Source organism: Myxococcus sp. CA051A (assembly GCF_013336705.1).
Lineage (GTDB): Bacteria > Myxococcota > Myxococcia > Myxococcales > Myxococcaceae > Myxococcus > Myxococcus llanfairpwllgwyngyllgogerychwyrndrobwllllantysiliogogogochensis.
Genome location: NZ_JABUMS010000002.1, coordinates 494,301 through 515,382, shown reverse-complemented (window position 1 = coordinate 515,382; position 21,082 = coordinate 494,301). Strand labels below are relative to the sequence as shown.

The 21,082-nt window shown below is 69.4% G+C and carries 16 protein-coding genes; 9 read left to right on the top strand and 7 right to left on the bottom strand.

Annotated features, from left to right (window positions below; genetic code table 11):
* The first annotated feature begins 251 nt into the window (after positions 1-251).
* Both HUA74_RS07540 and HUA74_RS07535 read left to right on the top strand, forming a co-directional pair.
* Positions 252-1,376 (top strand): helix-turn-helix transcriptional regulator, encoded by a 1,125-nt coding sequence (locus HUA74_RS07540; RefSeq protein WP_141643653.1) that lies wholly within the window; start codon positions 252-254, stop codon positions 1,374-1,376.
* A 15-nt stretch (positions 1,377-1,391) separates the two neighbouring features.
* The gene (locus HUA74_RS07535) at positions 1,392-2,558 is read left to right on the top strand and encodes a metallophosphoesterase (protein ID WP_174453987.1); all 1,167 of its coding nucleotides are present in this window, start codon (positions 1,392-1,394) and stop codon (positions 2,556-2,558) included.
* A 9-nt stretch (positions 2,559-2,567) separates the two neighbouring features.
* On the opposite strand, the gene HUA74_RS07530 is transcribed toward HUA74_RS07535, so the two are convergent.
* Positions 2,568-3,935 carry a thioredoxin family protein gene (locus HUA74_RS07530; RefSeq protein WP_174453986.1) on the bottom strand — a complete coding sequence of 456 codons (1,368 nt, stop codon included), beginning with the start codon at positions 3,933-3,935 and terminating at the stop codon, positions 2,568-2,570.
* 107 nt (positions 3,936-4,042) lie between these two features.
* Between HUA74_RS07530 and HUA74_RS07525 the strand changes: the two genes are divergently transcribed.
* The 4 genes from HUA74_RS07525 (at position 4,043) to traB (ending at position 11,193) form a co-directional block, all read left to right on the top strand.
* Complete coding sequence (locus HUA74_RS07525; RefSeq protein WP_174453985.1) at positions 4,043-5,788, top strand: GTPase domain-containing protein; 1,746 nt, start codon at positions 4,043-4,045, stop codon at positions 5,786-5,788.
* A gap of 151 nt (positions 5,789-5,939) precedes the next feature.
* On the top strand, positions 5,940-7,010 hold the full coding sequence (locus HUA74_RS07520; protein ID WP_174453984.1) for a hypothetical protein: 1,071 nt from the start codon (positions 5,940-5,942) through the stop codon (positions 7,008-7,010).
* Between the two features lie 368 nt (positions 7,011-7,378).
* Entirely contained in the window at positions 7,379-9,565 is a 2,187-nt protein-coding gene (gene traA / locus HUA74_RS07515) for an outer membrane exchange protein TraA family protein (RefSeq protein WP_371817207.1), read from the top strand.
* Positions 9,562-11,193: an outer membrane exchange protein TraB gene (gene traB / locus HUA74_RS07510; RefSeq protein WP_174453982.1), complete on the top strand. Its 1,632-nt coding sequence runs from the start codon at positions 9,562-9,564 to the stop codon at positions 11,191-11,193. Before traA ends, traB begins: the two co-directional genes overlap by 4 nt.
* Positions 11,194-11,339: 146 nt before the next feature.
* Here traB and HUA74_RS07505 read toward each other — a convergent pair whose 3' ends face one another.
* The 3 genes from HUA74_RS07505 to HUA74_RS07495 form a co-directional block, all read right to left on the bottom strand.
* Positions 11,340-12,143: an Ig-like domain-containing protein gene (locus tag HUA74_RS07505; RefSeq protein ID WP_246137260.1), complete on the bottom strand. Its 804-nt coding sequence runs from the start codon at positions 12,141-12,143 to the stop codon at positions 11,340-11,342.
* A gap of 187 nt (positions 12,144-12,330) precedes the next feature.
* Entirely contained in the window at positions 12,331-13,629 is a 1,299-nt protein-coding gene (locus tag HUA74_RS07500) for an HD-GYP domain-containing protein (RefSeq protein WP_174453981.1), read from the bottom strand.
* 84 nt (positions 13,630-13,713) lie between these two features.
* Entirely contained in the window at positions 13,714-15,450 is a 1,737-nt protein-coding gene (locus HUA74_RS07495) for a HEAT repeat domain-containing protein (protein ID WP_174453980.1), read from the bottom strand.
* Positions 15,451-15,538: 88 nt separating this feature from the next.
* Here HUA74_RS07495 and HUA74_RS07490 point away from each other — a divergent pair, with 88 nt between their 5' ends.
* A complete protein-coding gene (locus HUA74_RS07490) occupies positions 15,539-15,730 on the top strand; it encodes a hypothetical protein (protein ID WP_174453979.1) in 192 nt (63 codons plus the stop codon).
* Positions 15,731-15,761: 31 nt separating this feature from the next.
* Here the strand turns inward: HUA74_RS07490 and HUA74_RS07485 are convergent, their stop codons facing one another.
* On the bottom strand, positions 15,762-17,690 hold the full coding sequence (locus tag HUA74_RS07485) for a lipase maturation factor family protein (protein ID WP_174453978.1): 1,929 nt from the start codon (positions 17,688-17,690) through the stop codon (positions 15,762-15,764).
* A gap of 145 nt (positions 17,691-17,835) precedes the next feature.
* Here HUA74_RS07485 and HUA74_RS07480 point away from each other — a divergent pair, with 145 nt between their 5' ends.
* Positions 17,836-18,492, top strand: coding sequence for an MBL fold metallo-hydrolase (locus HUA74_RS07480; RefSeq protein WP_174453977.1), 657 nt, complete (start codon positions 17,836-17,838; stop codon positions 18,490-18,492).
* 333 nt (positions 18,493-18,825) lie between these two features.
* Positions 18,826-19,179: a hypothetical protein gene (locus HUA74_RS07475; protein ID WP_174453976.1), complete on the top strand. Its 354-nt coding sequence runs from the start codon at positions 18,826-18,828 to the stop codon at positions 19,177-19,179.
* A gap of 186 nt (positions 19,180-19,365) precedes the next feature.
* Here the strand turns inward: HUA74_RS07475 and HUA74_RS07470 are convergent, their stop codons facing one another.
* Both HUA74_RS07470 and HUA74_RS07465 read right to left on the bottom strand, forming a co-directional pair.
* Complete coding sequence (locus tag HUA74_RS07470) at positions 19,366-20,157, bottom strand: hypothetical protein (protein WP_174453975.1); 792 nt, start codon at positions 20,155-20,157, stop codon at positions 19,366-19,368.
* Positions 20,150-21,046 carry a dimethylarginine dimethylaminohydrolase family protein gene (locus HUA74_RS07465; RefSeq protein WP_174453974.1) on the bottom strand — a complete coding sequence of 299 codons (897 nt, stop codon included), beginning with the start codon at positions 21,044-21,046 and terminating at the stop codon, positions 20,150-20,152. The genes HUA74_RS07470 and HUA74_RS07465 overlap by 8 nt, the downstream gene beginning before the upstream one ends.
* Between the last annotated feature and the right edge of the window lie 36 nt (positions 21,047-21,082).

Genomic DNA, 21,082 nt, shown 5'->3' with positions numbered 1-21,082 from the left:
GCATCGACTGTCGATCCCCGGCGCGCGCTCACATGAAACCTACCGCGAAAGGCCCTCCCCCCCGGTGGGCCTGCACTTCATTGTCGCGCGGTACGCACTGCGATTTCCATGCGGGGAAGCCCTGATGTCTGCTTCCACCCGGAAGCCTCAGACTCCAGGGCATGTCGCCGATAAATGCTCAACAACTCACAACTTCGACGTGTTGGTGGGATAGTGGGAGTCACTCATTGCCAGCGTATACTCAGGATATCGTGATTCGTTTGAATTCCGAGGAACAGCGTATCCTGGCGGACCTGGAAGCCCTGCTCGTCGAAGCGGAGCCGAGTTCGGAGTCCCTTCCCACACTTCTGGGGGCATTGCGCGACACGCTCAAGGCGGAGCGCGCGGTGGCCTACGGCGTGGATGTAGGGCCGGACCGCTACCACGTCAGCTATTCCTTCAACTCGGGCTTCCCCCAGGAGGGGGAGTCGGTCTTCGACGCCCTGGAGACCTTCCTGTCGGACCGGGAGAGTCTTTGGGGTTGGTATGATCCAGCCCGTCCCGCGCCGGCCCAACGCAACCGGGCGCTGCACTTCCGCTCGCTGCAGGAGTCGGAGGCGCGGCAGATGCCCTTGCATGACCTGCCCGCATATGAGGTGGGGCGGCGTCTGGGATTGACCGAGGCGGAGCTGGACGCCCAGAGAGACCGCGTCAACACCCGCTCCGGCGCGGTGTACCGGCAATTGGGCATGGAGCGCATGGCCTTCCTTCGTACGCTGGTCTGCGAGGGGCCGTCGCTCCTGGGCTGGCTGGGGTTGATGCGCGAGGAGCCCTTCACCGAGCGCGAGCAGCGGGTGCTCCAGGCGTTGACGCCCACGCTGCAGCGGCGGCTGACGATGGAGACGCGCCTGCGCGAGTCGGGCCTGATGTCCACCGCGCTGGAGGTCGCGATGGAGGCGCTTGGTCGCGCCGCCTGGGTCGTCAGCGGCAGCGGCCGGGTGGTTCACGCCAACAGCGCGGGTCGGGTGTGGCTGGAGCGCGGCGAGCCGGAGCTGATGGAGCAGCTGCGCCGAGGCGCCCAGGGCATCCCTTGCTCGGGGCCGCTGACGCTCACGCCGCTGCGCACCACGGGGCTTCCCGCGCACTACCTGGCCATCGACACGGGCACCGCCTCCAGCGCCGCCGCGCGCGTGCAGGCCCTGGCCGCGCGCTGGTCACTCACCGCGCGCGAGTCCGAGGTCCTCACGCACATCGTCCAGGGCGAGACGAACAAGTCCATCGCCGGCAGGCTGGGCTGCGCGGAGCGCACCGTGGAGGTCCACGTCACGCACCTGCTGGCCAAGGCGCATGTGGAGAGCCGCTCGGCGCTCATCGCCCGCTTCTTCCAGACGTCCTGACTCTACAATGAGCGGGTGAACGACTCCCAAGCCACCCGCATCCAGGCTGCCCACGCTCGCGCCCGACAGGCGGTGGAGGCAGGTCCCCGCTCCGCGCCCCCTGACGGTGTCCCCCGCCGACGACGGCTCGCCCTGGGCGACCCGCAGGCGGACTTCGACAAGGTCCTGGGCATCCTCGACCACCACGGACTGCTGGGCGCGGACGGCTGGCTCCTGCCCGACGTGCAGCTCATCTCGGTGGGAGACCACTTCGACTGGGGTCGTCCCGAGGAGCGCCTGCACGCGGCGAACAGCGCGCTCGCGCTGGTGGCCTGGCTGGCCGCGCATCCCGCGGACCAGGTCCTCCTGATTCTGGGCAACCACGACCTGGGCCGCGTGGGAGAGCTGGCCGGCTTCGACGACGCCCGCTTCACCGTCGCCCAGGCGGAGGCGGACCGCGTCTACCAGAAGGGCCTCACCGATGAGGCCGGGGAGAAAGCCTTCCTGGCGCGCTGGCCCCAGGTGCCCACGGCCGAGCTGGTGGCCCGCGACTTCGGCAACTTCCTGGAAGCCCAACGCGCCTGGGTGGAGCACCTCTTGCGCGTCCGGCGCTTTCGCACCGCGCACGCCGCGGGCCCCGGGCTGCTGGTGCTGCATGCGGGCGTCACCCACGAGGACCTGGACGTGACGGGCCTTGCCCCCGAGCGCCGCGCGGACGCGGACGCGGTGGCCCACGCGCTGAACGCGACGATGGACGCGGCGGTGGAGGCCTGGACGCACGGACGGCTGGAGGTGCCGGGCCTGCACCAGCCGGGCGACGCCGCGCGCGGCGAGGGCACGGGCATCTTCTACCAGCGCCCCAGCACGAAGCCGGAGGACGCCGAGCGCACGCGACAGACGCCGCGTCGGCGCTTCGACCCCAGGCGGCTTCCCTCGGGACTCACCCAGGTGGTGGGACACACCCGCGACAAGCGCATCCGGGAGCTGATGGGCGTCACTTCGGGCACGGCGCTCGACGGGGTGGTGCGCCACCTGGTGACGGACGGCACGCGGGTGGACTGCGCGCACGGTGCCCCGCCAGCGACGGGCCCGGCGGAGGCGGTGCTCGTCTTCGTCGACGGCGGGATGAGCCACTGTCCCGTCGACGCGTACGAGCTGTTCGACCTGGGTCTGCGCGCCGCCGTACGAGCGACGGCGCGCTGACCTGAAGGACTACTTCGGCGCGGGCTGGGCCTCCGCCTGGAGGCCGGCGAGCTTCTTCTCCAGCCCCTTCATCATGCGCGGCGACACCTGCGAGGCGGGCAGCGTCTTGGCGTAGGCGATGGCGTCCTCCACCGTCTTCGTGGCGCCCGCGACGTCCTTGCGCGCGACGTGGATGTCGACCCGGTTGGACAGCACGTTGATGCGGCGGGAGCCCTTCACCCGCGCGAGCGCGCGGTCACTCGCCGCGAGCGCATCATCCAGGCGCCCCTGCAGCCGGTACAGCGTGGCCAGCCGCGCGGGCGGGTTGTAGTCCTGGGGCAGGTCCTTCTCGCTCTGCTCCAGCGCGGGCACGGCGCGCTCGGGCGTGCCCAGCTTCATCGCCGCCAGCATGCGGTGCGAATCAAAGACGGAGCGTGCGTCGGGGTTGGGCGCCTTGGCGGCCTCCGCCTCCAGGAACGCCAGCCACTCGCCCGCGAGCGCCTTCACGCCCGCCTCGTCCTTCTCCAGCTCTCGCGCGCCCACCCGCATCTCGTAGAGGCCGGAGCGGTCATCCCCCGACATCTCGATGATGGGAGCGCCCATGGCCTCGACCACCTTGGCCTCCAGGGCCACGCGCAGCTCCTTGCTCGCGGCCTGGTCCGGAATCGACAGCGCGCACATCAGGCCCATCATCGAGGCGTTGGCCCACGACAGCGAGCGCGGCGTGCCCGGCAACAGCTCCAGCGCCTTCTTCGCGCACGGCTCCACCTGCATCGCGCCGTACATCGCCGTCATCAGGGACTCCACCGCGCGGCCCCGACGGGACCAATCCGCGGGCGCCTCGGCCAGGGCCTCCGTCAGCGTCTCGACGGCCTCCGCCGAGCGTCCCTCGCCGTAGAGCGCGTCACCGCGCGCCAGGAGCGCCTCCGCGCCGGTGATGCCGCCCTTGTAGGCGCGCTCACCGTCCTCGAAGAGCTTCACGAGCTGCTCCACCGTGGCGCTGCCGGCGAAGCGCAACAGCGGCTTCTCCTCGCGCGGGTCGATGACGTACAGCGTGGGCCAGAACTCGATGGGGAACTTCTCCTGGAACGCCGCGTTCTGGGTCAGGTCGGTGTTCACCTCCAACCAGACGTAGCGTCCGGCATGGCGCGCCAGCGACTTGTCCGACAGGACATACGCTTTCATGGAGCGACAGGTGTGACACCACGGTGCCCAGACGTCGACGAAGAGGGGGATGCCCTTCGCCTTCGCCTCGGCGAGCGCGCGGGCGTAGTCATCCTCGATGAACGGCAGGGGGGCTCCGGCATGCGTCGCATCCGTGGACACGGGGGTGTTCGTGTTCGCGGCGGTGCAGGCGACGAGCCCCAGCAGCAACAGGCAGGCGGCGTGGATGCGCATGGCGGCGGACCCTACCGCGCCCTCGCCGCTCTGTCCCTCAACGACATCCGCCACGCAAGCAACTGGGCACCCGCTCCCGCACATGCTCTGGTGTGCGCGGACCTCCGATGACGAGAGACCCCTACACCCTGCGTGATTCCCTCGCGTCCGCCCTGGACGCCCTGCCCGCCCCCGAGCGCTTCCCCGAGGCGTCGGACGCGGACCTGGCCCGGCGTCTGGCCGAGCGGCTGCGCAGGGACCTGCTTCCCCGCCTGGGTTCCGCGGACGCGCCCCTGTTGCTGGTGGCCATCGCCGGCCCCAACAACGTGGGCAAGTCCACGCTCTTCAACGCGCTGGTGGGCGCGCCGCTGTCGCCCGCGAGGCCCGAGGGAGGCCTGACGAAGCAGTGCCTCGCGGCGGCCCACCCGGAGACGTGGACGGGCGCGCTGAAGGACTTCCTCACCCGTCGGTACGACACGGTGCCCGTGGCGCCGGGAGCGCTCGCGCCCGTGGACCAGCCGGGCCCCGCGGGGCGGCTGTACCTGGTGCTGGCGGACGCGGTACCGCGCGGGCTGCTCGTCATGGACACGCCGGACTTCGACAGCGTGTACCGGGAGAATCGCGAGCGCGCGGAGGCGTTGCTCGTCACCGTGGACGTGCTCGTGTTCGTGGTGAGCCGGCAGACGTACCAGAACGCGGCGCTGGTGGACTTCCTGCGCGCAGCCGTGGGCCATGGGCGGCCGTACCTGCTCGTCTACAACGAGGCCTCGCGCGAGGAGGTGGCGCGTGGGCACCTGGACAAGCTGGCCTCTGACGTGGGCCATCCTCCGCTCGCGCGTTACCTGGCGCCGCACCAGCCCGACGTCGAGGCGGGCCTGCGGGCCCTCGCGACAGAGCCGCTGGACGGGAGTCCTCCGCTCGATGCCCTCCTGGGGGAGGCCGAGCACGCACGAGAGCTGAAGGCCCGGGCGCTGGAGGCGTCGCTCGCGGATGCGCGGGCGGAGCTGGAGGCGGTGGCGCGCGCGTCGACTCGCGCGGCGAGCGAGCCGGAGCGGCTGCGGCAACGCCTGCGTCATGAGCTGGACGGCGTGGGCCGCGCGGCGGCGCTCAAGGCGGTGCCCGCGGACGTGCTCATCGATGCCTTCCGCGACGAGCTGGACGCGCGCAGCCAGTTCCACAAATGGGTGCGGCTGCCCTTCCGGGGACTGGCCACGGCGCTCACGTACGTGAGTCGCAAGGTGCGCCAGTCCTTCACCGGGCCGGAGCCGGAGGGCTCGCAGACGCCCTCGCGCACGGTGGACGCGACGATGACGGATGGGGTGCGGCGGCTGGTGGATGCCTTCGCGCCGGAAGTCGCCGCGTGGCGCGGAGACCCCGAGACACGAGAGAAGCTGACCGAGGCCTTCGGGCCCGTGACGCTCGCGAAGCTGGAGGAGCCGCTGGGCTTCGAGTCCCTGCACGCCCACGCGGCGGACCGCGCCACGCTCTATGCCTACTGTCGCGAACTGGTGGCGGGCGAGCTGCAGGGAGGCATGCGCGAGGAGCTGCTCCAGGCGCTGACGACGCTGGTGTACTCGGTGCCGTCGGGCGCGGCTGCGGTGGTGACGGTGGCCACGGGCGGCTTCGGCCATGACGCGGTGGTGTGGGCGGGGACGCTGTTGTCCACGCCGCTGATGGAGCGCTTCGTGGACCTGCTGGGCGCCCAGGTGCGTGCCCGCGTCACCCGCAAGTGGGCGGACGCACATGGCGCCACGCTGGCCCGCGCGCTGGAGACGCGGTTCTTCTCGGACGTGCTGGGTCACCTGGATGGGCTGGCGGACGACTGGAACCACACCGCCGCGCGGCTGGAGGCCACGCGGGCCGAGCTGTCGTGACGGCTGGCGGGTGGACGAGCCGTCGTCCTCCTGCTCCAACGGGCTGGGAGGCGTGCGCACTGAGACACCGAGGCGACACCGCGCGGACGGACAGGACGGATGACATTCGGTCCGTGCGTGTGCGGCGACAATGCGCCATGCTGCGAGCGTCATGAATGGCTCGGACCCCGGAGCACCGGGCTCCCCACCTCCCGTCCTTTCCTTCCGCCACCTGCTGACCGACGCTGTCGGTACGTTCCTGGATGAGGCGGGGATGTCGTGCGCGCAGACGGCCGACTCCATCGGCGAGCTCATCGTCACGCTGTCGCGCTACCGCGAGGAAGGCGCACCGCTGTTCCCCATGGCCTTCATGGGGGACGACCTGGGGCAGATGCTCGCGCTGCTGGGCGGCAAGGACCCCATCGCCATCGGCATCGGGCCCCGCTCACGCGCCACCGTCCAGCGAGCACTCAAGCAGTGCGCGCCGTTGGGGCAGGGACGGTGGTGGGCGCTGTACCTGCTGCGGGTGCCGGAGGGCTTCGCCTACGGCGTGTTCCGCACGGACCCGTTTCCGCTCGCGGAGTCACCGCTGGAGCGACTGCGGCGGACGGAGGAGGCGCAGGCGGGGGTCGTGGGTGTGCTCCAGCTCGCGGACAACATGCTGGAGCTGCGCGCGGGTGGCGGGCTGTGCCGGCACGTGTACCTGTCGGGTGCGCGCGTGGAGGGGGCGTCACCGCCCGCGGTGCTCAACGAGTTGGCGGAGGCCATTACGGATGGCGTGGCGAGCGCCAGTCTGGAGCGAGCCCGAGGGTTCTTCCGGCGCGTGCTCTTCGAGGTGATGCAGTCGTCCCATGGGGCGCTGGTGGCGGTGCTGCCCCGGGAGCGCGCGGGCTCCACGCTCTTCGTGGACGGCATCATCCTGCCGCGCCCGTTGGACATCGTGGCGCTGCTGGACCGCTATCACGCGGACCCGACCGACTCGGCGGCCACGGCGGTGCGAGCCACCGGGCAGCTTTTGCGCGGGATGATGGCGACGGATGGAATCACCGTGCTTCGCGCGGATGGGTGCATCGTCGGGTACAACATCTTCGTGCGGCACCCGGAGTCGCTCGCGCATCAGCCGTCCGTCGTGGGCGGAGCGCGTCGGCGCACGTACGAGGTCCTGGGCGCCGCCGTCGGCACCGAACTGACCGCCGCGTTCATCCGCTCCCAGGACGGTGACGCGGCCTGCCGTCGCGCGTGACGCGAGGTCGGGCCCGTGAGGGACACCCTCCAAGTCGGGAGGGAGGTGTCCGGTTCACGAATCCGGAGGATGGGTGGACGGGAGCGAATGGGTCGGCCCCGAGGGTGATCCTTGCGTCCCGTAGGAGTCCCGCGCACACGACACGGGGCCGGGATTTTCGGGCTGTTCTGGATAACAGCTGCAACCTGTGTCGATAGAGGCACAGGTTTGCTGTCCGGAGACTGACCTCTCACGTCACATGGCACCGTGGACGCACAGATGGCCGGAGAATTGAGTTTGTCAGAGGCTTCCAGCATGCTGGCGCGGCCTTGAAATCCCCCTTGTTCCGCATCGCGCGATTCGCGCTCGCTGCCCTCGCGGTGTGCCTTGTGGCCCCTTCTGCGTGGGCCCAGAAGCTACCGGACGTCACCGTCGCCGGTCCGCCTATTGCCCCCGCGCTGAGCGAGAGCGGCCAGGGCCTGTGCGTCGCGTCCAACGTGTGGACACGGACCTTGGGCGAGTTCCCGCAGACACGGGGTACGTACGTCGACGTCATCAATGGGTACTTCGAGGAACCCATCAGCAAGCAGAACCGCGTCACGACCGTGATGCGCACGCCCTTCGACCTTTCGAACAACCTCAACGATGGTCGCACGCTGAGCTATGGCGACTTCGTGGGCCAAGTCTCGGCTCCAGGATGCTCAACCGGTGGCTGCAGTTTCAACGTCATCAACGACGGCGACGCATTCACCCCGTTCGTTTCACGCTTCCGCGGCTTCTTGAATGTCCCTCCTAGCCTCGCGGGCCAGACACTGCATCTTGGGTACTACGCGGACGACGCAGTCAGTCTCGTCATCTATGACCGCGTTCAATCCTATACGGTCATCAACCGGCCACCTCAGCTGGGTGCGCCCACCTGGCGAACCACCAACAGCGTGACCTTCTCGCAGGCGGGTCTCTATGCCGTGGAGATTCTGTATGCGCAGGTGACGGAGCACGCCGCGCTCGAGATGTCGCTGCACACCGGAGCCTTCACGGACTTCGAGCGTGCCGCCAACCAGCCTCCGATCATCAACCTGTACAGCTCCAACTTCCAACTGCTCCAGCCCGCGCAGTTCTTCCAGACGGAGAACGGCATCCCGTCCTATTCGACGGACCCCAACCGCTGCGAGCAGTGCATCCGCGCCAACGTCAACGCCCAGAACAACGGCGGCTGTGATCCCTACTACCACTGCAACTCCGCGGCCCTGTGCGCCCCTTGCGACTCCTCGCTCCGCTGCGGCGCGGCCTGCTCTCCCTGCGGCCAATCCACGCCCCTCTGCGCCAACATCAACGGCAACACGCAATGCGTGCAGTGCACGGATGATAGCCAGTGCCCCAACGGCCGCTGCGACCTGAGCGACAACATCTGCCGAGGATGCAACGGCGACGACGACTGCCCGACCAACGGCCGCTGCGACCTGAGCGACAACACGTGCCGGGGCTGCAACGACGACAACGACTGCCCGAACACCGGCCGCTGTGACCTCGGAACGAACCAGTGCTCGGGCTGCAACGACGACGCGGACTGCCCGGGCGCCGTCTGCGACGAGCCCACCGCCACCTGCGTCCCGTGCACCGACGACGAGCACTGCCCCGATGGCCAGGTCTGCGCGACCGACATCAACCAGTGCCGCGAGTGCAATGACGATTCGCAGTGCGTCCGCGGTGAAGTCTGCACCAATCACCAGTGCGCCCCCTGCGCCACCGATGACCAGTGCGCCGGCAACTCCTGCAACTGCTGCCCCAATGGCACCCAGTGCTCCGCACTGACCGCCGGCGGGTCTCCCTCCTGCGTCGAGTGCACCACCGATGACCAGTGCGCTAACGGTCAGAAGTGCGATCCGCTCAACGGCACCTGCGTCACCACGCTGCCCGAGTGCAACACCGCCGATGCCTGCGGCCCCGCCTGCGCCAAGTGCCCTGGCGAGCGCCCCTTCTGCCTCGACGGCGAGGTCTGCGTTCAGTGCCGCACCGACCTGGAATGTGGCGACGGCCAGTTCTGTCTCAGCGGCGAGTGCAGCACCTGCACCACCGACCGCCACTGCGGCTCGCGCTGCGAAGCCTGCGAGACGGACGCACCCTTCTGTCTCTCGGATGGCTCGGTCCAGAACAGCACCTGCGTCGGCTGCAGGAGCAATGACGACTGCGGCAGCGGCCAGTGCAACCCCACGACGCGCACCTGTGAGAACGCCGGCGCCTGCGCGGTGACCTGTGACGCGGGCCTCGTCTGCGATGGCGAAGCGTGCGTCCAGTGTTTCGCCGACGCGCACTGCCCCTGCGGCGGCACCTGCGACCTCACCAACAACACCTGCTCCTCTTCGTGCGAGGACAGCGGCGACTGCCTCGGCGTCCAGCACTGCTCGGCCAAGACGCAGGAGTGCGAGCGAGGCCGACGCAAGCCCGGCACCGACCCACAGGGCGGCGCCTTCTGCTGCGGCACCGCCGCCGACGCCACTCCGGCTGGCAGCGCCACCATCCTCGTCCTGCTCGCCGCGGGCCTCCTGCTCCTCCGCTCCCAGCGCCGCGTCCGATGAAACCCTTCCACCTGCCGCTCCTCCTCCTGGCGCTCGGAGGGGCAACCCTCGCCTCCGCCCAGCCGGACGCCCGCTTCGACGTGCAGCTGTTCCGCCCGTCCGCGGCGCCGCAGGACCTGGTTGTCGTCACCCAGTCCCGTCCGCTGTCACACATGTCCGTGGCCTTCGGGCCGTACTTCAGCTACTCGCTCAACCCCCTCACGCTGGTGCCCGAGGGCGGAGATCTCGAGAAGATCAGCCTGGTGGGCAACCGCCTCCAGCTCGACGTCATGGCCATGGTGGGCCTGTTCGACTGGGGCGAGATTGGCGTGGACCTGCCGCTCATCCTCGCCCAGGGCGGACAGAACCTGGAGGTCATCGGCACCGAGGGAAGCGTGGAGAGCTTCGTGCTCGGTGACTTGCGCCTCTCCGGCAAGGTGGCCATCCCGGGCCTTCGCCGTCCCGCCGAGGGCAAGGGCTGGGGCGCCGCGCTGACGCTCAACGTGTCCTTCCCCACGGGCGCGCAGGACGCGTTCGCCGGCGAGGGCGAGATGACGTGGGCCCCCGGGCTCGTGCTGGACTACCGCTTCGGCAACGGCATCCTGCTGGCGTTCAACGGCGGCTTCTGGAAGCGGCCGGACCGCGTGTTCGACGGCGTGGCGCTGGGTGACATGGCGCCCTTCGGCCTCGGCACCGAGGTGCCCATCCTCCGAGGCAGCGGCATCACCGCGCTCGCCATGGTGAACGGCGCGGTGGGGCTGAAGAAGGCTCCTGGAACAGAGCGACAGGTTCCCGCGGAGCTGCTCATCGGCCTGCGCTGGTACAGCTCCACGGGCGTGACGTTCACCTTCGGCGGCGGCGCGGGCTGTGGCTGCTCGCTCGCGTCGCCCACGCTGAGCCTCTTCACGTCCATCATCTGGATTCCGGCGAAGACGCGCGAGTGGGAGGCGCTGGAGCGCTTCAAGGAGCCGCCCGAGCCGGCACCGCCGCCTCCTCCGCCGGTGGACCCGGATGGCGACTCGGTGATTGGCGTGGGCGACAAGTGCCCGGATGTGCCCGGCCCCGTGGAGAACGCGGGCTGCCCGGACACGGACCGCGACGGCGACGGCACGGTGGACCGGCTCGACAGGTGCGCGGACCAGCCGGCGGGAAGCCGTGGCCGTGATGGGTGCCCGCTCGCGCGCCGCGACGGGAACAAGATTGTCATCCTGGAGCAGGTGAACTTCGCCACGGACCAGGACGTCATCCTCTCCGAGTCCTTCCCGATTCTGGAGGAGGTCGCCCGGGTGATGAACGAGAACCCGGAGATGGACCGGGTGTTGGTGGAAGGCCACACGGATGCCCGCGCGAGCGATGCGTACAACCTGGACCTGTCGCGTCGGCGTGCGTCCAGCGTGATGCGCTTCCTCATCCAGAGCGGCGTGGCGGCGGAGCGGGTGTGTTCGCAGGGCTTCGGTCGCAGCCGGCCGCTGTCCGACAACGTGACGGAAGAAGGCATGGCGCTCAACCGCCGCGTCGACTTCACCATCCAACCGCCCAGCGATGGCCCGCGTCCGCCCTGCCCCGAGGACCCGTCCGAAAAGAAGGGCAAGCGCCCCCGTACGAAGGCGCCAAGCCCCAAGGCCAGCCCCGCCGCGCCGAAGCCGTAAGCGCGGCGGCGCGGGCTCCGACAGCATCCGCCGCACGCCGCGCCCCTCAGCGAGGCGTCACGAACCTACGAAGCGACTCGCGCGCACGCGGAAGCCGCCGGCATCCACGGCACGGGCGGTCTCCACCGAGGGGCCCCGCACCACCGTCAGGGAACGACGAACTCCGCGGCGGAGCGGCGGCGACCGGCGACAACGGAGACCACCGCGCGCCCCTGCCCCACCGCCGTCACCCGGCCGTCCTGGGACACCGACACCACGGCTGCGTCCGACGTGAACCACTCCAGCGGCACGCTGTCGAGCACCACGCCGTTGCGATTGAAGGCCCGCGCCAGGAGCAACACCGACTGCCCCGGACGCTGGAACTGATGGTGGGTGAGGTTGAGGCCCAGGCGCGCGAAGTCCGCGGGCACCACCTGGACGGCGATGTGCCGAGCCAGATGCCCCAGGCTCGCGCTCACCGTGGCCGAGCCGGGCTTCACCGCCACCAACTGTCCCTCCTCTACCCGCGCGACCGACTCGTCCGACGAACGGAACTCCGGCACGGCGTCAGGAAGCGACGCGCCCTGCTCATTGCGCGCCACCACGCGCATCTTGATGACGCGGCCCACTTCCATGAAGTCGGCACCCGGCGCGCGCACATCCAACGAGTTCAGGATGATCAGGTCCAACGGCAGGGCCTCACGCACCTTGCCCCCCGTCACGCCGATGACCGTCTTGCCGGACTTGCGCACCGTCACCACGCCGTCCTGCACCAGCGCCACATCCGTCGCGGAGCTGGTCCACCGCAGCTTCGGCTCGGACATGCGCTGACCCTCGGCATCGAGGACCGTGTAGTCCAACTTCACGTTCTGCCCCGGCGTGCGCAGGAACTTCGACTCCAGCGGCTGGAAGGTCAGGGACTCGGGCGACGGCCCACATGCGCCCAAGAGGCCGAGCGCGAGAACAAGCACGGAACGAAATAGGAAACGCGGCGTCTTCACGGCGGCGGAGACAGACAACGAAGCGGGGTGGGAGTAGCGCCCATTTTAACCACGCCCCTCGCCCCACGTGTGAACCGCGAGGCCCTCTTCTCACGGCCTCCGCGCCCGATGCCGTCCGCAAGGCACTCGTCCAGACAGGCGGTATCCGCTCGCCCCCTCAGGAGAAGAGGAAGTGGGGGACGTTGAAGTCACTCTCGGTGGAATCGAGGGACGCGACGATGTTGAGCCGCTGCCCGGGCTCCGCGAGGTCGACGACGTAGTCCGCCTTCGTCTTCCCTGCCCCCTGGATGACCCGGACGCGGGGTCTGGCTGCCTGCGCCGAATCCGTGGGCACATCCATCACCACGCCCAACTGCCCCCCAGACAGGCGCACCAGCGTCCCCACCGGGTAGAAGCCGGCCACCGCGGTGAACAGGCGGACCACCCTCGCATCGAACCGGGTGCCCGCCCGGTGGGTGATGAGCCGCAGCGCCGTGTCCGGTGCCAGCCCAGGATGAGGCGGCGCGGGGAACGTCAGCAGGTCGAAGGCACAGGGCACCGCGAGCAGCCGCCCCGCCAACCCCACCGGCCGCTGCACCGGTCCACTCCACGCCGGCTGGAGGCAGTCGTGCGCGGCCACGACACGCTCCAGGCGACTGGCGTCCAACGGGCGCTGCAACAGCCGGAGCGCCGTCTTCAGCGGGCCCCGCCGCGCCAGCAACTCATGGGAGGCGCGGTCGAACTCCTGCTCCGGCGCGAGCGTGGTGGCCCCCCGCCCCAGGTCATGGAACAGCCCGCTGAGGGCCAGGTCCAACTGCTGCGCGCGCGACAGCCCCATCCGCCGCGCCATCAACAGCGACAGCACCGCCACCGCCGCTCCGTGCTGCCCCCCATCCACGTCCGTCCGGCGAAAGCGCGTGAGGCCCACCAGGAGCGACTCATGGCCCACGGAGGACTCGGCCAGGCGCAACAGCACGCGGCGGAAGCGCTCGACGCGCACCTGCCCCTGCGAGGTGATGACATGCTTGAGGAGGACGACGAGCCGTGCGTAGTAGCGGAGCATCACCTCGCGCGGGGTCAGCACGTTCGTGGACGACAACACGTCGCGCAGGCGGATGGGCCCCAGCTTCTCCTGGAGGATGGCCTGCGGCTTCTGCGCGCGCCGGTGCTTCTGGAAGGCGACGAGGAAGGCCCGCAGGTGTTCGCGACGCAGGCCCGAGCCGAAGGAGATTTCCTGCACCTGGAGATGCTCCAGGTAGCGCCGCAGCGAGACGGCCGTCTCCAGATGCTCCTCACCCAGCTTCATCCTCGCGCCGTTGAGGAAGGGGATGCCGCCCACGCACTGGAGCTCCACTGACTTCTGTCCCCGCAGCTCCGCGTCCAGCAGCGAGCCCAGCTCCTCGAGCGCCTCCTTCACGCCCGCGTTGTCCACGTCGTGCAAGGACACCGTGTTCAGACACCGAACGACGACGCCCATGAGCCTCGGGCCCACCTCTGCCGCGTCCTCCCGTGTCGTCGACGTGTCCATGTCTCCGCGTCCCCCGACGTCCGTCCGTCGGCTTCAGCCCACCGGGGCCAGTTGCGCCAGCGCTTCCCGACAGGCCTGTTTCAGATTGCGCGGCGCGAAGAGCTTGTTCGCCACCGCCTCCAACAACGGCCGGGCCCTCGGGTCTCCGAGGATGCCGATGCAGCGCGCGCAGTGGGTCTTCAGCTCGATGTCCTGCGCTCGCTCGAAGGAAGAGCGCAGCGCAGCGCCAGCGATGGGGCCTCCCAGGTCCGCGAGCGCGCGCAGCACGGCCATGCGCTCGCGCAGCTCCATCCGCGCATCGAGCCGGGACACCAACGGCCCCACCGCCGCATCCACTCCGTAGCGCACCAGCAACACGAGCGCCGCGCCACGCACTCCCACCGCGGGGTCCGCCAGGAGCTTCAGGAGCGGCGAGCGCTGGGCCTCCACGTCGCGAGGACTCAGCCGGGACAGCAGCGCCGCGCGAACCTCCGGTCGGGGATGTCCCAGCAGGGCCGCCGTCAACGGCAGCGACTCCGGTCCCGACTCGCGCAGGAACTGCACCCAGTCCAGGTCCGCCTCGCCCAGGGACGAGGCCCGCGCCACCAGGATGTTCAGCGAGATGCCCCGGCGCACGAGCAGCTTCGCCAGGGCCCCACGGGCCTCGGGCGAGGGCAGCTCGAAGAGCAGGTCCGTGACGCCCTGGAGCGCATCCCGAGGCAGCGCGCTCACCAGCTCCACCACGCGCAGCAGCAAGCCCGGCTGGGCGGTGGCCTGGGCCAGCGCGAAGCGCGTCTTCTCCCGGAAGAACAGCCGCGTGACGGCATAGAGGTCCGGCGTGCGCGCGTCCGAGGCCCGAGCATCCCGCGTCATGCCCTGCACCACCTGCGACAGCTCCGTCCAGCGGCCATTCGAGACGAGGCTGGAGAGCAGCTCCTCCATCCACGCCAGGAGCTCCGAGCGCTCCTCCTCGCGACACACCGCGAGCAGGCCCCACACCACCCACAGGCTCCGCTCGTGCACGCCTTCGCCGCCCCGCTCGCGCTCCAGCAGGGCTCGCAGCTCCGCCAGCTCCGTGTCGCTCGCGCCCGCGAAGGCCGGCGCTTCAGAGCGCACCAGGTCCTGTGCGCGGACAGGGGCCAGCACCTCCGCCTCCAGTCGCGCCAGCCACTCGTCGTGTCCCACGGGCCGACGGCGGCCGGAGCCCGAGGACTGGCGCCGCGTGAGCTCCGCGAAGAGCTGCTCCTCGCGCTCGGCCAACTGGGCTTCGGCCTGCGCGGACTCGCCCGTCTCCGCCGACGCGGGCACCTCCGCGACGACGAGCTCGATGTCCTCGAAGCCCCGCTCCCAGAACCACGTATAGAAGTCGTACTCCGGAGGCAGCGTGCGCTGTAGCGCGCGGTGCCACATCCCCAGGAAGGCGCTCAGCTCCTCCGAATCCAAACCCGGTTGCAGCAGCACCTCCTGTACACCTTCCAGGAAGAGGGGCCGCGTCACGGAGTCCTTCGCGGACGCCGACTCCACGAGCACCACGTCTCCCAGGAGCAGCGCCGAGGAGCGAACGTGCAGCACCACCGCCTCGCTCGTCACCTCGTGGTAGCGCCGCACCGCTTCGATCAATCGCTGTTGGACTTCCACCAGCGCGGCATGCCCCTCCGCGTAGAAGCGATAGGCGCCCAGCACCTTGTTCAGCGCGTGGCCCACCTCCGTCGCGGCGTCCCCCGGCGAGAGCGCGGGCAACCCCACGGCGCCTGGAGCTATTGTCTGACCTCTGGAAGCGGGAGTGGGCATGGCTGGCAATTCATTGGAGTCCCTCCACGACACTAAAGCCAGAACCCAAGCACCACCAAATGAAGGTTGTCTTTCATGAACGAGGCGCGTGGGCGCCCAGTGCCCCCAGGGACTGGGTTGCCAGGGCTTCGCCCTCGCGCCACCCAGCGAGTCGGGCGCGCTCCCGGGCCCGCTCCAATCGCTCACGCGCCTCGTCTGCCCTGCCCCCCGCACCGAGCAGACGCCCCACGTCGTAGTGGATGCGCGCGGCCTCCTGCGCATCGCCCCCCTGCTCGGCTAGAACGAGCGCTCGCTCCAGTTCAGGGTGTCGTCTACCCCGCCGGCGCGAGCCACCTCAGGCGCGGCATGCTGCCCGTGGGACGAGGCCCCGGCGCCAGGGCCAGCGGCTGGACGTAGAGGCCCCGGCGCTCTCGCGTCCACCACGCTCCCGTGCGCCGACGCTCCTCCGCTCCTGTCATCCGGTAGTCATGGAGCACCGCGCGAACCTGCCGGGGCGGCGCGTCCGGGAAGGGATTGCGCTCGAGCAATCCCAGCACCTCGGGAGCGCCTTCGAGCAGTCGAGCCAGGAAGGCGATGAACCAGCTCGGCGGAGAGGAGAGCGCGGCGAACCACATCTGCCAGTCGAGGCGAGGTTGGTGTGGGGCCACCTGCTTCGGCGGCTGGTCGACGTCGCCCACCTTGTAGCGAAAGCGATAGGGCTCCCAGTGCTCGCCGTCGTTGGAACCTTCGACGACGATTTCCGGTCGCTCCACCGTCATCACGCTGAACAGGCCATAGCGATTCACGGAGCGCAGCGGGCGCGCACAGCCGTGCAGCCACGTCAGGGGACGGAGCACTTGCTCCGGGAGTCGTGCACCTCGCTCGAAGCGCAGGAGGATGTCAGCGGCGCCGAGCAGGAGGAGCGGCGTGAGCAGGACTCCACTCCAGTGCGTCCGCGAGCGCGCCGGAGGTGGGCCCTCGGGAAGGAACGGGAGCATTCGTCGCAGGGCGGCGTCATCCAGCAGCCACACTCCCAGCGCCAGGGACTGGAGATTGAAGAAGCCATAGTTGCCCGTGGCGGCGATGGCGGCCTGCAACGCGGAGAAGGCTCCGAAGGCGAGCTGTCTGGGTCGACGGGGTGTGAAGACGAGGAGCGGCACACCGGCTTCCAGCGCGAGCACCATCGCTGTCGAAGCCTTCTGGAGTGGCTCGGGCAGGTGGTGTGCGTACCAGCCGCCGCGCGTGGGCAGGGGCGCTGTCTCGTAGTAGTGCCGACAGGCCGTCAGCTCGCGCCACGTCCTGTCCCCCGACTGCCACTTGCTGACACCCGAGCCGAAGTAGAGGCGGAACACGAGCAGTCGGAAGAGGAACACGTCCAACGCACCGGGTGACGCACGGCCCAGGCCCGGGCGCAGTCCTGGTGGAGCGGTGAGCGCGGACAGCAGGCCCATCTCCAGCAACAGGACGTCCCACTGGAACGAGAGGAACTCCCGGCCCACCGCCGCATAGGAGAGATACAGGCCCCACAACAGGGCCAGCGCGCTGCGGGGCGCGACGTTGAAGAGGACCGCGAGGGAGAGGAGCTGCCCCAGCGTGCAGCCCCGCACCAGCGTCGCGTCGGAAGCGCCGAACCAGAACACCGTGGGCAGTCGTCGCCAGCGCTCCCGCGCGGGTTCGGCCTGTCGCCGTTCCTCGCTGACCAGGTCCTTCACGGGGCGGATGCCTCGCGAGCCGAACAACCCCAATACCTGTCCTCGCAAGGACGTGAAGGCGATGAGGAACGTGCCGCCCATCAACCGGAGGAAGAGCCAGCGCACCTGGCGGAGGTCTCGCGGTGCCACGGTGCGGCCGAAGAGCCAGCGGTCCACCCGTGATGCCGCGCGGCGATTGCGAGCGATGACGCCGTAGGCAGCCTGGGACAGGCCCAGCACTCCGGGCAGCAGCCCCACTCTCGCCATGCCGTGCGTCAGCCAGCGGGGCGACCGGGTAAGCGCGCGGAAGACCGCCTCCGCGCCCTGCGACACGCGGCCCGAAGGCTCCACGAGCTGCGTGGCGCGACGCATGTTCCGTCGCGGGATGCCGAGCAGCAGGAGGAGCCAACTACGGCCTGGGAGGAAACGGACGCGTCCTTCGGTGTGCTGTGCCCAGCGCGCCACCCAGCGGCGGCAGAAGCCGCAGTCGGCGTCGTAGAGCAGCAGCGGTGGCGGACGCGTGAGCCACTCCCGGGCGGCGACACGTCCGTGCGTGTGAGAACCCACCATGGCTGAAGCATGGAGTCGGCGGGTGGAGTTGGCCGCCCTTTGGCGCGGAGGCGGTGGCCGCTCCGGGGCCGGGGTGCCGAGCGAGCAAGCGCGGCATCTCGTGGGAGGCCCTGGACATCGGAGCGGGGTGCCTAGCTTTCACGGCATGAGCGAGCCGAAGGGGAAGGCAAAGCGACTGGTCGAGGTGGCGCCTGGCATCCACCACTGGACCTTGAATGACAACCGCATCGGCGGCACGCGCAGCGATGCCTACGCGGTGGTGGATGACGATGGGGCGGTCATCCTCATCGACCCACTGCCCATCGACGAAGCGGTGCTGCGGGGACTGGGTGACATCTCCGCCATCCTGCTGACGGCGGGGAATCACCAGCGTTCGGCGTGGCGCTTCCGCAAGGCGTTCGGCGCTCCAGTGTGGGCTCCGGAGAATGCATACGGGTTGGAGGACAAGCCCGACTTCATCTACGTGGCGGGCGACACGCTTCCGGGGGGACTGCTCCCCTTCCACACGCCCGGTCCCGCGGTGGCCATGTACACGCTGTGGATGCAGAAACATCCGCGAGGCATTGCCTTCATCTCCGACCTGTTGACCCACGAGGGCAGCGGCACGCCGGAGTTCATCCCCAGCGAGTACCAGGACGAGCCCCTTCGCACCCGACAGAGCGTCCAGCGCATCCTGGACCACCTGGCCGTCATAGACATCGTCTGCTTCGCGCACGGAGAGCCCATCCTTTCGGATGGCGCGAATGCGCTGCGGCGTGCGCTGCAGGAAGACATGGACGCTCCTGCCGCACCGTCACCCTAGACATCATCATCCCGCTCGAAGAACATGCTGAGCCAAGGGCAGTGCACTTGGCGCAGCCCACGCCCAGGGCGAGCACACCGCCACCGGGCTGAACCCAAGTCTGGAGTTGGGAGATGAAGGGCATCGGCCGCCCCTTTCACGCGACATCTACCTTGACGCTCACCGCAGGCCTCGCATCGGCGCGCCGTCCAGCCCAACAATTCCTGTCGCCGTGAAAAGCAACAGCAACAGAACGCATCTCAGACAGCATCCCATTGAAAGCCGGTCTGCTTTATGGGAGTGACGTCTGGCGCGAGCAGCTTTAGCTCCCGCTCCGACCCTCCTGGAGGTTCCATGCCCCGAAGCTCTCGGCTGTCATTCCTTGCGTTTTTCGCCATGGTGGTATGCCTGTATGCAGGCGAAGGCTTGGCACAAAACGCGCAAGGCGGGATTGTCAACCACGAAGCTTACATCACTGTCCCCAGCGGCACGGTCAACGACTGGGTCTTGCATGTCTCTCCCAACGACATGGGATTCGAGGAGCCCGGCTTCGAATCTGACAATGCCCTTCTCAAGGTGGAGTGCAGCGCCTTTCAGATCAACCAATACACCTGGCGGGTCATAGCTCGGTTCAAGTACCGCGGAGTGAGCACTGGCGATGGTATCTGGCAACCCGGGAAGGCGAACTACATACTCGTCCACAAGTAAAAGCCCCAAACGAAGGACAGGACCGGGGCGCTCGAAGTACAACACCACGGGCCGACATGAGCAGACATTGCCTCTCTCGTGGCAGACATACCTGCGACTGGAGTCCCTCGAATCGCAGGCCGATGCCCGCGGGCGTCAGTCCGTAAGTGCATCCATCGGATGCCAGACACATTCGTCGGTCACGAATCAGCCCTCTCGCACCAGCACGTGGCCGTCCTGGACACCTGGCGGGACGAGGTACAGCGCCTCTCCCGCCTCCGCGCGGTCCAACAGCGCGCTCAGTGCCGGCAGGTCCGTGACGGCGATGCGCCTCGTCGGATCCAACGACAGTCGACGCTCCATCGCCTCCGCCACGCGCGCGCCGTCGGACACGTCCGTCTCGTAGACGAAGGTCCGCTCGCCGTACTCGTGTCCCCCGGGAACACGGCCCACCAGTCGCAAGGGCCCCAGTCGCGCGTGGACGCGCACACTCGGATTGTCCCACTGAGCCACGCCACGCAGCCGCGTCGCACGCAGCATGCGCAATGTCAGCGTCTTCACCCAGGCCCCCGCCCCCGTCCCCGGCAGGAAACTCAACAACGACACGCCGATGAACAGCCCCGGCGTCATCGACGGCGCCGCGTAGTACGCCGCGCCGATGGCCGGCTCCTCATCCGCGAGCCCCAGGTGCGCGCGCAGCTCCGGCTTCAACATCCGCGCGGGACAGCGCAGCAACCCAATCGCTCCCGGCATCAGATACAGGTCCGACAACACCCAACGCGGCACACCAATCCCGCCAAAGGCGAACTGGTTCAACGCCAGATACTGCGTCGCCAGCTCCAGATTGCGCTCAGCGGGCAGATACGTCGCCGGCAACCCCAAGGGCGACAGGTCCATCGACTCCGCGTGTTCACCCGCGCCCAGTGCCATGAGCGACACCCCCGGATGCGCGGAGAAGAATGCCTCGGCCTGCCTCGCCAGTGCTTCGGTGTCACGCATCGGCTTCGATGTCCTTCGCCACCGCCGACAGTCTCGCCTCGTCCGGAATCCTCACGGCGCCGTCGTCCACCCACGCCCGCGACACGAGACAACGCGAGGAACCTCCGCCCTTCTCACACAGCTCGCTCATGTCGAGCGACACCACCCCCATCCCCAGCGCCGCCACCCGCGCCTTCACCGCCTCCGGCACCACGGACGGCGCAAGCAAGTCCCTCCCCACCGGCAACCCATTGGTGGCATAGCGACGAATCTCGTCCTCCGTCACCGTGAGCAACCGCTGCTCACCGAAGCGCTCGCGCAGCAGCGCATACGACTCGGCGGCGATGACGTCCGGACACACCAGCATCCGGTCCACGGCGGGCAACGGCAGCAAGGCCATGTTGCCGTGAAACGCGGGCTCGCGGACCTGCACGCGCACCACCTCGCCTGGAATCCAGCGCGCCGCGGCCTCCAATCCCTCCAGTGTCGTGCGCCCACCCCAGAACAACAGCGTGGCCCCGTCGAAGTGCGCCACGTCGCCATGGGCCTCCCAGATGCCCTCGCCCGGCTCCATCACCTCGAACCCCATGCGCCGCGCCAACGAAGCCCAGTGTTCCTTCTCCGCCTGACGGTGCGCGCTCATCATCCGAGGCAACACGAACCCCGGCGCCGCGCCCTCGCGCGCGACCACCTGGCCGCACTCCGCCGCGTACGGCATGCCCGTCAACAGCTCCGACGGCGACGACAACGCCACCACCGTGCCACCACGAGCCTCGATGGCCCGCGCCAGCTCCAGCCACTCACGCCGGGCCTTGCGCGCATCCACCTGCCCCGCCTCGCGACTGCGGAAGTTGTTCCGCCCTCGCAACGCCCAGCCTCGCCCCGGGGGCGACATGAGGAAGAGTTCCATGACCCCTCCGCTTCTACCCCTCCCCCACGCATGACC

Coding starts and splice junctions, on each gene's coding strand:
- HUA74_RS07530 (WP_174453986.1), bottom strand. CDS start 3,935: ATGCGCATCCACGCCGCCTGCCTGTTGCTGCTGGGGCTCGTCGCCTGC.
- HUA74_RS07525 (WP_174453985.1), top strand. CDS start 4,043: ATGACGAGAGACCCCTACACCCTGCGTGATTCCCTCGCGTCCGCCCTG.
- HUA74_RS07520 (WP_174453984.1), top strand. CDS start 5,940: ATGAATGGCTCGGACCCCGGAGCACCGGGCTCCCCACCTCCCGTCCTT.
- traB (WP_174453982.1), top strand. CDS start 9,562: ATGAAACCCTTCCACCTGCCGCTCCTCCTCCTGGCGCTCGGAGGGGCA.
- HUA74_RS07500 (WP_174453981.1), bottom strand. CDS start 13,629: ATGGGCGTCGTCGTTCGGTGTCTGAACACGGTGTCCTTGCACGACGTG.
- HUA74_RS07495 (WP_174453980.1), bottom strand. CDS start 15,450: ATGCCCACTCCCGCTTCCAGAGGTCAGACAATAGCTCCAGGCGCCGTG.
- HUA74_RS07485 (WP_174453978.1), bottom strand. CDS start 17,690: ATGGTGGGTTCTCACACGCACGGACGTGTCGCCGCCCGGGAGTGGCTC.
- HUA74_RS07480 (WP_174453977.1), top strand. CDS start 17,836: ATGAGCGAGCCGAAGGGGAAGGCAAAGCGACTGGTCGAGGTGGCGCCT.
- HUA74_RS07475 (WP_174453976.1), top strand. CDS start 18,826: ATGCCCCGAAGCTCTCGGCTGTCATTCCTTGCGTTTTTCGCCATGGTG.
- HUA74_RS07470 (WP_174453975.1), bottom strand. CDS start 20,157: ATGCGTGACACCGAAGCACTGGCGAGGCAGGCCGAGGCATTCTTCTCC.
- HUA74_RS07465 (WP_174453974.1), bottom strand. CDS start 21,046: ATGGAACTCTTCCTCATGTCGCCCCCGGGGCGAGGCTGGGCGTTGCGA.